General features: G+C 70.3%; 2 protein-coding genes and 1 pseudogene. 1 reads left to right on the forward strand and 2 read right to left on the reverse strand.

Translation table 11 applies throughout. The features are described 5' to 3' along the window. Window positions 1-2: 2 nt before the first annotated feature. Both AB8998_RS15940 and AB8998_RS15945 read right to left on the reverse strand, forming a co-directional pair. Window positions 3-12,509: a type I polyketide synthase gene (locus AB8998_RS15940; protein ID WP_369738761.1), complete on the reverse strand. Its 12,507-nt coding sequence runs from the start codon at window positions 12,507-12,509 to the stop codon at window positions 3-5. Window positions 12,510-12,906: 397 nt separating this feature from the next. Further along, window positions 12,907-13,255 (reverse strand): annotated as a pseudogene (locus AB8998_RS15945) (hypothetical protein). Between the two features lie 193 nt (window positions 13,256-13,448). Here AB8998_RS15945 and rbpA point away from each other — a divergent pair. Beyond that, window positions 13,449-13,784: an RNA polymerase-binding protein RbpA gene (gene rbpA, locus AB8998_RS15950; protein WP_067015244.1), complete on the forward strand. Its 336-nt coding sequence runs from the start codon at window positions 13,449-13,451 to the stop codon at window positions 13,782-13,784. The last annotated feature ends 15 nt before the right edge of the window (window positions 13,785-13,799 follow it).

A 13,799-nucleotide genomic window follows, 5' to 3' on the forward strand; every position in this document is an offset into this window, starting at 1 on the left:
GGCTAGTCATCGTTGTCCAGCAATGCGGCGTTGACCAGGTCGTCGAGATCCATGTCCGCGATGCTCTTTGCCGTGGTCGTCGCCGTCGTGGGCCGGCCCCCGACCCCGACTTCACTGCCGTTGGACTCATCGGCCAACGCCAGCAACAGCTCCAGAACCCCCGCCTGGCGCAGACGCTTGACCGGGATCGACGCCACCACCCGCCGGATTTCGTCTTCTCCGGGCGTCGCGGCCGGCGCGGTTTCCCCGGACGTTCCAACGAGTTCGCGGTGCATATAACCGGCCAGCGCGGCGGAGTTGGGGTAGTCGAAGATCAGCGTCGGCGACAGCGCCAGTCCGGTAGCGGTCTTGAGCCGGTTGCGCATCTCGACCGCGGTCAGCGAGTCGAAGCCCAATTCCTGGAACGCCTGGTCGGGATGGATCGCCTCGGGGCTGGCGCTGCCCAGCACGGCAGCGATGCTCGAACGCACCAGGTCCAACAGCACCGCGTGTTGCTCGTCCTCGGGTAGGCCTTCGAGTCGTTGCAGCAGGGCCGATTTCGACTTCGCGGCGGCCAGCGAGTCGTCGACCTGGCGCCGGGTGGGCGCGTTGATCAAGTCGACGAACATCGGCGGCAGAGTGCCCCCGTCGAACTTGGTCCGCAGTGCCGCGAGGTCGATGTGTGCCGGCAACACGAACGGCTCGTCGAGGATGAGCGCGGTGTCGAACAACTCCAACGCTTCTTCCGACGACATGGCCACCACGCCGTCGCGGGCGAAGCGGGCGAAGTCGACGGTCGCCAGTCGCCCGGTCATGGCGCTGGCCTGCTCCCACAGGCCCCAGCCCAGCGAGATCGCCGGCAGGCCACGGGCCCGCCGGTGCGCGGCCAACCCGTCCAGGAACGCGTTGGCCGCACCGTAGTTGGCCTGCCCCGAGGAACCCACCAGCGCGGCCAGCGACGAGAACAGCACGAACGCCGACACATCCAGGTCGCGGGTCAACTCGTGCAGATTCCACGCCGCATCCACCTTGGCCCGCAACACCACATCCATTCGCTCGGGGGTCAGGGAGGTGACGACCGCGTCGTCGAGCGCTCCGGCGGCGTGCACGACGGCCGAAAGCGGATGCTGCACCGGAATATCGGCGATCACCTTCGCCAACGCCTCACGATCGGCCGCATCACAGGCCACCACCTGCACCTCGGCACCGGCGGCACCCAACTCCGCCACCAACTCCGCAGCCCCCGGCGCCTCCGGCCCACGCCGGCTCACCAACACCAGGTGACGCACCCCGTGCCGGGCAACCACATGCCGCGCCAGCGCCGAACCCGCCATCCCCGTGCCGCCGGTCACCAGCACCGTGCCGGCGGCCCACGCCCCCGGCATGGTCATCACGACCTTGCCGACATGACGAGCCTGGCTCAGATACCGCAACGCCGCCGGGGCGCGCCGCACGTCGAACGTCGTCACCGGCAGCGGCCGCAGCACCCCCGCCTCGAACAACTCGGTCAAATCGGTGAGTATCCGCTGGATTCGGTCGGGCCCGGCCTCGAAGAGGTCGAAGGCGCGGTACCGCACCCCGGGATACTCCTCGGCGATGGCCTGCGGGTCGCGGATGTCGGTCTTGCCCATCTCCAAGAACACCCCACCGGGGGCCACCAAACGCAGCGACGCATCCACGAACTCACCGGCCAGCGAGTCCAGCACCACATCGAAACCACGCCCACCGGTGACCGCACGGAACTTGTCCTCGAACACCACGCTCCGCGAATCCGAGATGTGATCGTCGTCGAAACCCATCGCCCGCAAGGTGTCCCACTTGCCCTGGCTGGCCGTGGCGAACACCTCCAAGCCCAGATGCCGCGCCAACTGCACCGCGGCCATCCCCACCCCGCCGGTGCCGGCATGCACGAGGATGCGCTGACCCGCCTTGACGGAAGCCAGATCCGTCAGCGCGTAGTAGGCGGTGGCGAAGACCACCGATGTGGTCGCCGCGGCGGTGTGCGACCAACCCGAAGGCACCTTCACCAGCAGCCGCTGATCCGTCACGGCGACCGTCCCGGTGCCTTCCGGGAACAGCCCCATCACGCGGTCGCCCACCGCAAAACGACCATCGGCGGAGGCGGTTTCGATCACCACGCCGGAGGCCTCGACGCCCATGACCGCGTCGGGGTCGGGGTAGAGGCCCAGCGCGATCATGACGTCGCGGAAGTTGGCGGCGACGACCGACGGTGCGACGCGAACCCGCCCGGGCGCCAACGCCACGTCGGCGTCGGGGATGGGCTCGAGTCTGACGTCCTCTAATGTGCCCTGACCGCTCATGCCCAGTCGCCACGGCCCCCGACCGGGCGGCACGAGCACACCGCCGACCGCGCGGCTCCCGCGCACCCGGGCCGTGTACACCGTCCCCTCGCGCAGCAACACCTGCGGCTCACCCGCCGCCAGCACCGCGGCCGCGGCCGAATCGTCCAGCGGCACATCGGTATCCACGAGCACGATCCGGCCGGGATGCTCGGTCTGCGCCGCACGCACCAACCCCCAAACCGCCGCGCCCGCCAGATCGGTGACGTCCTCACCCGGCAACGCCACCGCACCCCGGGTCGACACCACCAGCATCGCCGACCCGTTGCCGGCCAACCACGTTTGCAATACGTTCAGCACGGCACGTGTGGCCGCATAGACGTCCGCGACGACGTCGTCGGTCACCGGCGGAGAGTCGAACAGATACGCCGCGGGCTCGACCTCGGTGGTATCGAAGACCGTTGTTCCCCAGGCGAACACCGAGACCGGCCGCACCTCCTCCGCGGGCTGCGCGGACCAGACGACCTCGAAGATGCGATCCGGGCCCGAGTTCGAAGCCGCCGCCAGTAGCTGCTGATCGCTGACCGGCCGCGCCACCATCGTCGACACCGACAGCACCGGCAACCCCAACCCGTCGGCGAGGTCGATCGACATCGCCGACGGACCCGACGGCGCAATACGCGCCCGTAGCGCCTCTGCGCCCGCGGCGTGCAACGAGACGCGCTGCCAGGAGAAGGGCACCAGCACCGAGCCTTCGGGCAATTCGCCCTCCCTGGACGCCAGGATCACCGCGTGCAGCGCCGCATCCAGCAGGACCGGATGGATTCCGAAGCCGGCCACGGACAGCCCGGCGTCGGCCGGCAGGGCCACCTCGGCGAACACTTCGTCGCCGCGCCGCCACATCGCGGTCAGACCACGGAATGCCGGCCCGTACCCGTAGCCGCGTCGGGCCAGAAGCTCGTAGCCCTCGCCGATGTCCACCGGTACGGCCCCCGCCGGCGGCCAGGCCGACAGGTCCGCGCTGGCCTCGACCGATCCCGCACCCAGCACCCCCTCGGCGTGCAGGAGCCAGGCGGAGCTCGTTTCGGCGCGCGAGAACACCGAGACCGTGCGGGTGCCCGACTCGCCGGGGCCACCGACCACCACCTGCACCGCAACCGAGCCGCCAGCGGTCCCGGCCGGCAGAATCAGCGGAGCAGCCAGGTTCAACTCCTCGACCACTCCGCAGCCCACCTCGTCGCCGGCGCGGATCGCCAACTCCACGAATCCCGCACCGGGAAACAGCACGGTGCCACCGACGGCGTGATCGGACAGCCAGCCCTGTGTGCCGGCCGACAACCGGCCCGTGAGCACCACCCCGCCCGATGCCGGCAACTCGACCACCGCGCCCAGCAGCGGGTGCTCGCTGACGCCCAGCCCCAGACCGGCGGCGTCGGCGGCCCCACCGCCACCGGAGAGCCAGAAGCGGCGCCGCTCGAAGGCGTAGGTGGGCAGTTCGACGAGGTTGGCCGTTCCGATCGCGCGGCGCCAGTCCACGTCCATGCCGGTGACGAATCCTTGTGCGAGCGCGTTGGCCAGCGTCACCGGCTCGGGGCGATCCTTGCGAAGCACCGACGCCGTCAGCACGGGCGTATCGGACAGCGACGCTTCGATCGCCGCTGCCAGGCCGCCGCCGGGGCCCACTTCCAGGAATCGGCTCACCCCGGCGGAGTGCGCGAAGCGGATGCTGTCGGCGAACCGGACTGCTTCGCGGATGTGGCGTTTCCAGTACGACGGCGAGGCATAGTCGTCTGCGGCCAGTTGCCCGGTCACGTTGGAGATGATCGGAATACCGGCCGCCGCAGTGGCGAGCCCGGCGGCGACCGCCCCGAATTCATCGACCATCGGCTCCATCAACGGTGAGTGGAAGGCGTGCGAGACGGCCAGCCGGTGCACTCGGCGGCCTTCCCCGCGGAACCGCTCGGCGATCGCGACCACACTGTCTTCGGCACCCGAAATCACCACGGAGGCGGGCCCGTTGACCGCGGCGAGACCAACCCGGTCGCCCAGCAGCGGCCGCACTTCCTCCTCGGTGGCCTGCACGGCGAACATCGCCCCACCCGCCGGGAGGGCCTGCATGAAGCGGCCCCGGGCCGCCACCAGCACCGCGGCGTTCTGCAGCGACAGGACGCCGGCGACATGCGCTGCCGACAGTTCGCCGACCGAGTGACCCATGACGAAGTCGGGCCGCACGCCCCAGGATTCGAGGAGCCGGAACAACGCCACCTCGACCGCGAACAGCGCGGGCTGGGCGAATTCGGTGGTGTTCAACAGATTCTCGTCGTGGCCCCACATCACCTCGCGCAGTGGGCGCAGCAGGTGTCGGTCGAGTTCGGCCACGACGGCGTCGAGGGCCTCGGCGAAGACCGGGTATTCGCCGTGCAGTTCCCTGCCCATGCCGAGCAGTTGGGAGCCTTGGCCGGGGAACACGAAGACGGTCTTGCCCACCGGTGTGGCGCTGCCCCGCACGACCGAACCGGCCAGGTCATCGCGCGCCAGCTCGTCGAGGCCGGCCAGCAACCGATCCCGATCCGCACCGACCACCACCGCGCGATGCTCGAACACCGACCGGCCCGCCAACGACCACCCCACATCGGCCACGTCGAGCTCGGGGTGCGCGGCCAGATGCGCGGCCAACCGGGCCGCCTGGGCCCGCAACGCCGTCGTCGACTTCGCCGAGACCACCCACGGCACCACCGGCGGCCGAGCAGCCTCGACCACCTCCGCCGGCGGCGCGGCCTCCAGGATCACGTGCGCGTTGGTGCCGCTGATCCCGAACGACGAGATCCCCGCCCGTCGGGGCCGATCCTCGCTTTTCCAGGTTCGCGCCTCGGTCAACAGCGCCACCGAGCCCGCCGACCAATCCACATGCGCGCTCGGCTCATCGACATGCAATGTCGCCGGCAGCATCTCGTGGCGCATCGCCAACACCATCTTGATCACCCCGGCCACCCCGGCCGCGGCCTGCGTATGCCCCATGTTGGACTTCACCGACCCCAGCCACAGCGGCTCGTCGCGGTCCTGCCCGTAGGTGGCCAGCAACGCCTGCGCCTCGATCGGGTCGCCCAACGTCGTGCCGGTGCCGTGCCCCTCGACCACGTCCACCTCGGCCGCGCTCAGGCCGGCGTTGGCCAGCGCTGCGCGCAGCACCCGCTGCTGAGACGGCCCGTTGGGCGCGGTCAGCCCGTTGGAGGCCCCGTCCTGGTTGACCGCCGAACCCCGCACCACCGCCAGCACCGGATGACCCAACCGGCGCGCGTCCGAGAGCCGCTCCACCACCAGCATCCCGCCGCCCTCCGAGAAGCCGGTGCCGTCGGCGGCGTTGGCGTAGGCCTTGCAGCGGCCGTCGACCGACAGTCCGCGCCAGCGGCTGAACTCCACGAAGATGTCGGGTGTGGCGTTGACGGTGACCCCGCCGGCCAAAGCCAGGTCGCACTCCCCCGAGCGCAGCGACTGCACCGCCATGTGCAACGCCACCAGCGACGACGAGCACGCCGTGTCCACCGACACCGCCGGGCCCTCCAGCCCCAGCACATACGACACCCGCCCCGAAGCCACGCTCGAGAGCTGACCCGTCAACCGGAAGCCCTCCACCGGCTCGGCGGCGAACATGCCATAACCCTGCGTCATCACCCCGGCGAACACGCCGGTGGCGCTGCCGCGCAGCCCGCCCGGGTCAATCCCGGCCCGCTCCAACGCTTCCCAGGACAGCTCGAGGAACATGCGTTGTTGGGGGTCCATGGCCAGCGCCTCGCTGGGGCCGATCCCGAAGAACCCGGGATCGAAGTCGGCGACACCGTCGACGAACCCGCCGATGCGGGTGTAGCAGGCGCCCGGGACGTCGGGGTCCGGGTTGTACAACCCGGGCAGGTCCCAGCCACGGTCGCTGGGGAACTCGCTGAGCACGTCGCGGCCCTCGACCAGCATGGCCCAGAGATCGTCGGGCGAATTCACCTCACCCGGATAGCGACACGACATGCCGACGATCGCGATCGGGTCGTCGCCTGTGACGCGCACCGCCGGCGCGTAGGTGACTTCCTGTGGGACACCGGCGAGTTCGGCGCAGATGTACTTGGCCAGCCCGTTGGGGGTCGGGTAGTCGAAGATGAGGGTCGGCGACAGCGCCAGTCCGGTAGCGGTCTTGAGCCGGTTGCGCATCTCGACCGCACTGAGCGAGTCGAAGCCCAGTTCCTGGAAGGCCTTGTCGGGGTCGATGGCCTCGGGGCTGACGTTGCCCAGCACGGTGGCGATGTTGGATCGCACCAAGTCCAACACGACGGCGTGTTGTTCGGATTCGGGCAGCCCGTGCAGACGCTGCGCCAGAGCCGATTTCGACTCCGCAGCGGCCAGTGAGTCGTCGACCTGGCGGCGGGTGGGCGCGGCGACGAGCTCGCTGAACATCGGCGGGACCACAGCGGCGTGCGCTCGCAGCACACCGAGGTCGATGCGGGCCGGTGCGACGAACGGCTCGTCGAGGACGAGCGCGGTGTCGAACAACTCCAGCGCCTCTTCGGAGGACAGGGCCAGGATTCCATCGCGACCCAGACGGGCGCGTCCGGCGGTGCCCAGTCCCCCGGTCATGGCGCTGGCCTGCTCCCACAGGCCCCAGCCCAGCGAGATCGCCGGCAGGCCACGGGCCCGCCGGTGCGCGGCCAACCCGTCCAGGAACGCGTTGGCCGCACCGTAGTTGGCCTGCCCCGAGGAACCCGCCAGCGCGGCCAGCGACGAGAACAGCACGAACGCCGACACATCCAGGTCGCGGGTCAACTCGTGCAGATTCCACGCCGCATCCACCTTGGCCCGCAACACCGCGTCCACACGCTCGGGCGTCAACGACGTCACCACGGCGTCATCGAGCACCCCGGCGGCGTGCACGACGGCCGAAAGCGGATGCTGCACCGGAATATCGGCGATCACCTTCGCCAACGCCTCACGATCGGCCGCATCACAGGCCACCACCTGCACCTCGGCACCGGCGGCACCCAACTCCGCCACCAACTCCGCAGCCCCCGGCGCCTCCGGCCCACGCCGGCTCACCAACACCAGGTGACGCACCCCGTGCCGGGCAACCACATGCCGCGCCAGCGCCGAACCCGCCATCCCCGTGCCGCCGGTCACCAGCACCGTGCCCGTCCCCAGCGCACCACCCGGCATGGTCATCACGACCTTGCCGACATGACGAGCCTGGCTCAGATACCGCAACGCCGCTGGGGCGCGCCGCACGTCGAACGTCGTCACCGGCAGCGGCCGCAGCACCCCCGCCTCGAACAACTCGGCGAGTTCGAGCATGTATTGGTGCATGCGGACGCGGCCAGGTTCGAAGAGGTCGAAGGCGCGGTACCGCACCCCGGGATACTCCTCGGCGATGGCCTGCGGGTCGCGGATGTCGGTCTTGCCCATCTCCAAGAACACCCCACCGGGGGCCACCAAACGCAGCGACGCATCCACGAACTCACCGGCCAGCGAGTCCAGCACCACATCGAAACCACGCCCACCGGTGACCGCACGGAACTTGTCCTCGAACACCAGGCTCCGCGAATCCGAGATGTGATCGTCGTCGAAACCCATCGCCCGCAAGGTGTCCCACTTGCCCTGGCTGGCCGTGGCGAACACCTCCAAGCCCAGATGCCGCGCCAACTGCACCGCGGCCATCCCCACCCCGCCGGTGCCGGCATGAATCAGCACCCGTTGGCCCGGTTGGGCGTCGGCGAGGTGCACGAACGCGTAGTACGCGGTCATGAACACCGCGGATATGGCGGCGGCTTCGGCATAGGACCAGTCGCCGGGCATGGGAAGCAGCAGTCGCACGTCGCCGGCGACCCGCGTGCCGTTGCCGTCCGGGAAGAAGCCGAACACCGAGTCGCCGACGGCGAATTCGGTGACTCCCGGGCCGACCTCGACCACCACGCCGGCGCCCTCTCCGGCGAGCAGTGCGTCGTGGGTGAACATGCCCAGGGTGACCATGATGTCGCGGAAGTTGGCGGCGACGGCGCGCACGGCGACTCGAACCTGGCCCGGCTCCAATGGCGCATCGGCGTTGGGAACCGGTTCCAGTTGCAGGTTTTCGAATGTGCCGGCGCTGCTCAGGCCCAGCCGCCACGGCCCGTCAGCGGGGGGCACCAGCACGCCCCCGGCCGCGCGGCTCCCGCGCACCCGGGCCGTGTATACCGTCCCCTCGCGCAGCACCACCTGCGGCTCACCCGCCGCCAGCACCGCGGCCACCGCCGAATCACCCAGCGGCACATCGGCATCCACAAGCACAATCCGGCCGGGATGCTCGGTCTGCGCCGCACGCACCAACCCCCACACCGCCGCGCCCGCCAGATCGGTGACGTCCTCCCCCGGCAACGCCACCGCACCCCAGGTGGACACCACAAGCACACCGGAGTCGCGCTCGGTGACCCAGGACTGCACGGCGGCCAGCGCCTGGTGCGTACGCGCATAGACGTCGGACAGCGGGAGCACCTCAGCCGCAACGGATTCGAAGACTTCGTAAGAGGGCAGTTCGTTCTTGGCCGGCGTCGTCGCCGCCGGCGACCAGATCAGTTCGAACAGCCGGTCGGGACCCGAACCCGAAACCGCCGCCCGCAGCTGCTGATCGCTGACCGGGCGGGCCACCATCGCACCCACCGACAACACCGGCAAGCCCAACCCGTCGGCGAGCTCGATGGATACGGCCGACTGTCCGGCGGGCGCGACCCGGGCCCGCACCCCTGTCGCACCCGCCGCGTGCAGCGCCACGTTCTGCCACGAGAACGGCAGCAGCACTTCCGCTGTCTGGGAGGCGGGCCGGCCGGCGGTCTCGCCGGCCACGATCAGCGCGTGCAGCGCCGCGTCGAGCAGCGCCGGATGCACCCCGAATCCGTTGATACCACCGGCGGCATCGGGCAACTGCACCTCGGCGAACACCTCGTCGCCGCGAACCCATACCGCGGTCAATCCCCGGAATGCCGGGCCGTATTCGTATCCGCGGGCCGCCAGCCGCTCGTACCCGCCGCGCGGATCCACGGCGACCGCGCCGGCCGGCGGCCACACCGACAGGTCCGCGCCCGGCGCGACCGCCCCCGAACTCAGCACGCCCTCGGCGTGGCACACCCAACCCGAACCCGGGGCCGAGTCGGAGCGGGAATACACCGAAACGCTGCGCCGTCCCGAGTCCTCGGGGGCGCCCACCACGACTTGCAGCGCCGCGGACTCTCCGGGAGCCGGCAACAGCAGCGGCGCCCGCAGCGTCAACTCCTCGATGACCGGGCAGCCGACCTCGTCGCCGGCGCGGATCGCCAACTCCACGAAGCCGGTACCGGGGAACACCGCCACCCCGGAGACCGCGTGGTCGGCCAGCCACTCGTGCGCGCCGGGCGCCAGCCGGCCGGTGAGCACCACCCCGCCGGAGGCCGGCAACTCCACCACCGCACCGAGCAGGGCGTGATCGCCCGCGCCGAGGCCCAGACCGGCGGCGTCGGCCCCGAAGCCTTCGTTCGAGAGCCAGAACCGTCGCCGCTCGAAGGCATAGGTCGGCAGCTCGACGAGGTGCGCCCCGTCCAGTACGCCGCGCCAATCGACGCCCACACCCGCCACGAATGCGGCGGCGACCGACGCGAAAAAGCGCTCCAGCCCGCCCTCCTCGCGGCCCAAGGTGGGCACCACGATCGCCTGGGCGTCACCACCGGCGCAGTCGTTAGCGATGTCCTCGAGCCCGGCGATCAGGGCCGGATGTGGACTGGATTCGATGAACGCGCGATACCCGTGTTCGCACGCGCTGCGGACGGCCTGCTCGAACTGCACCGTCTGACGGATGTTGCGGTACCAGTACTCCGCGTCCAGACCCGCTGTGTCCACACGGCTTCCGGTGACCGTGGAGAAGAAGGCGGTGCGCGTGGAACGCGGTTCGACACCGGACAGCGCCTCGATGAGTTCCGCACGGATGGCTTCGACCTCGACCGAATGCGACGCGTAGTCCACATCGATCCGGCGGGTGCGCAGTTCCTGGCCGGCGCAGACCCGCATCAGGTCCTCCAGTGCGCCCACTTCGCCCGAGACCACCACGGCCGCCGGGCCGTTGACGGCAGCGATGCCGATCCGGTCACCGTAGGGCGCCGACAACTGCCGTGCCCGTTCGGCGCCGCAGGCGATGGACACCATGCCACCGGGAGCGGCCAGTGACCGCAACAGCTTGCTGCGCAACGTCACCACGCGGGCGGCATCGCGCAGGGACAGCGCCCCGGCGACGTGGGCCGCGGCGATCTCGCCCTGTGAATGGCCGATCACGGCGTCCGGGTGCACGCCGACCGACTTCCACATCTCGGCCAGCGAAACCATCACCGCGAACAGCACCGGCTGCACCACGTCGACGCGGTCGATGCCCGGGGCGCCCGGCGCCCCGCGTAGCACGTCGATCAGCGACCAGTCGACGAACTCCGAGAACGCGTCCGCGCACGCCGCCATCTGCTGCGCGAAAACCGGTGCGGTGTCGAGCAATTGGACGCCCATCCCCAGCCATTGGGAGCCTTGGCCGGGGAACACGAAGACGGTCTTGCCCACCGGTGTGGCGCTGCCCCGCACGACCGAACCGGCCAGGTCATCGCGCGCCAGCTCGTCGAGGCCGGCCAGCAACCGATCCCGATCCGCACCAATTACCACCGCGCGATGCTCGAACACCGACCGGCCCGCCAACGACCACCCCACATCGGCCACGTCGAGCTCGGGGTGCGCGGCCAGATGCGCGGCCAACCGGGCCGCCTGGGCCCGCAACGCCGTCGCCGACTTCGCCGAGACCACCCACGGCACCACCGGCGGCCGAGCAGCCTCGACCACCTCCGCCGGCGGCGCGGCCTCCAGGATCACGTGCGCGTTGGTGCCGCTGATCCCGAACGACGAGATCCCCGCCCGTCGGGGCCGATCCTCGCTTTTCCAGGTTCGCGCCTCGGTCAACAGCGCCACCGAGCCCGCCGACCAATCCACATGCGCGCTCGGCTCATCGACATGCAATGTCGCCGGCAGCATCTCGTGGCGCATCGCCAACACCATCTTGATCACCCCGGCCACCCCGGCCGCGGCCTGCGTATGCCCCATGTTGGACTTCACCGACCCCAGCCACAGCGGCTCGTCGCGGTCCTGCCCGTAGGTGGCCAGCAACGCCTGCGCCTCGATCGGGTCGCCCAGCGGCGTGCCGGTGCCGTGCCCCTCGACCACGTCGACATCGCCCGTCGAAAGCCCTGCGTTGGCCAGCGCTGCGCGCAGCACCCGCTGCTGAGACGGCCCGTTGGGCGCGGTCAGCCCGTTGGAGGCCCCGTCCTGGTTGACCGCCGAACCCCGCACCACCGCCAGCACCGGATGACCCAACCGGCGCGCGTCCGAGAGCCGCTCCACCACCAGCATCCCGCCACCCTCCGACCAGCCGACCCCGTCGGCGGCGTTGGCGTAGGCCTTGCAGCGGCCGTCGACCGACAGTCCGCGCCAGCGGCTGAACTCCACGAAAACCGCGGGTGTGGCGTTGACGGTGACCCCGCCGGCCAAAGCCAGGTCGCACTCCCCCGAGCGCAGCGACTGCACCGCCATGTGCAACGCCACCAGCGACGACGAGCACGCCGTGTCCACCGACACCGCCGGGCCCTCCAGGCCCAGCACATACGACACCCGCCCCGAAGCCACACTGGAAGTCATGCCGGTGAGCCGGTAGCCCTCGATCTCCTCGGCCAACATGCCGTAGCCCTGCGTCATCACCCCGGCGAACACGCCGGTGGCGCTGCCGCGCAGCCCGCCCGGGTCAATCCCGGCCCGCTCCAACGCTTCCCAGGACAGCTCGAGGAACATGCGTTGTTGGGGGTCCATGGCCAGCGCCTCGCTGGGGCCGATCCCGAAGAACCCGGGATCGAAGTCGGCGACACCGTCGACGAATCCGCCGGTGCGGGTGTAGGTCTTGTGGCGCGCGTCGGGGTCGGGGTCGAACAATCCGGCCAGATCCCAGCCGCGGTCGGTCGGGAAATCCGACATGACGTCGCGGCCGTCGGCGACCATCTGCCACAGGTCTTCCGGGGTGTCGACCCCGCCGGGGAAACGGCACGACATACCGACGATCGCGATCGGCTCGCCGGACCGCTCCAGCAACGCGCGGTTGGTCCGCTTCAGGCGTTCGACCTGCCCCAGAGCTTTACGCAGCGCCTCGGTCGCATGCTGGAGTTGATCAACCATCACTATCCCTCGCCCTAACCCTCGCCTATTGGTGGCTGTGGCCCGCCGGATGCGGCTGTCGCCAACTCACGGGAGCTGCCGTACGACGCGATGTCATGGTCTTTGCGACCAACGTCGTGCTGCTCTCCGACCCAAGTCCGCTGGTGAGTATGGCCAACTCCGGCAGGATTTCAAAACGTCCGATACTCCCGGCTTCTCGAGGAGGACCGGCATCGACATGTGGAAGGCAGCCGAGTGCATGCGATGGCGCGCGCCGGCCTGCCCGGTGACTGATTCGTCCCGCTGACCCCCGGAAACGAGGACATATTCGGCGCGGCGTCCATGGCGCGACTGTACCCGGCCGGCGGCCGAAGGCGGTTACGCGGGCAATCGGGTGCCCGGGCGACAAAGGACACGGTCAGGCCCCCACCCGGCGCCAGCCGTCGGCGGCCCGGGCGGCCGCGATCAGCGTGTCGCACAGCTCGCGAAGTTCCACCGCCCCGGCACCCTCGTCGAGCGCGGTGACGACGTCCTCGGCCGCACAACGCACCTGATAGACCCGGTCAGCGAGGTCCGCCGCGTCGTCGGCCGACAGGACCACGGCGTCCTCGGGCACGGCGCCGCCCCCGGCACGGCTCAGCGACGCCCGCTGCTCGTAGCCGCTGCCGACAGGACTGCCGGCAATACTGGCGACGGCGGCCCATCCCGGCGTCGGCGACGTTCCGGCCGCACCAGCGGCACGGTTGGGGTCGGTCGCGGCGCGTCACGCCTGCGACTTTAGCCCGCTCAACGCTTGTCGAGCCGCTATGCGGGTATCATGAGTGGCTGCGTCGCGCGCATTCCGCGCCGGGCCCGGGGAACTACCCGGGCCGTCGCCACGTTTGCCATGCGAAGAGACGTCCGAAAAGAACTGCCACCACAGAGCCCACGAGAGCTCAGAGGTCCAAAGGAGTAGCACCTATGGCTGATCGAGTCCTGCGGGGTAGTCGCCTCGGCGCCGTCAGCTACGAGACCGACCGTAACCACGATCTGGCGCCGCGTCAGATAGCCCGGTACCGCACCGAGAACGGCGAGGAGTTCGAGGTTCCGTTCGCCGACGACGCCGACATCCCCGGCACCTGGCTGTGCCGGAACGGCATGGAAGGCACCCTGATCGAGGGCGATCTGCCCGAGCCGAAGAAGGTCAAGCCGCCGCGTACCCACTGGGACATGCTGTTGGAGCGCCGCTCCGTCGAAGAACTCGAAGAGCTGCTCAAAGAGCGGCTCGAGCTGATCAGGTCGCGCCGCCGCGGCTGACGCGGCGCGGCGGAG

Source organism: Mycobacterium sp. HUMS_12744610, from assembly GCF_041206865.1.
Taxonomy (GTDB): domain Bacteria; phylum Actinomycetota; class Actinomycetes; order Mycobacteriales; family Mycobacteriaceae; genus Mycobacterium; species Mycobacterium servetii.

Bases quoted from the DNA above. Each gene is read 5' to 3' on its own strand.
- AB8998_RS15940 (WP_369738761.1), bottom strand. From the start codon at position 12,509: ATGGTTGATCAACTCCAGCATGCGACCGAGGCGCTGCGTAAAGCTCTG.
- rbpA (WP_067015244.1), top strand. From the start codon at position 13,449: ATGGCTGATCGAGTCCTGCGGGGTAGTCGCCTCGGCGCCGTCAGCTAC.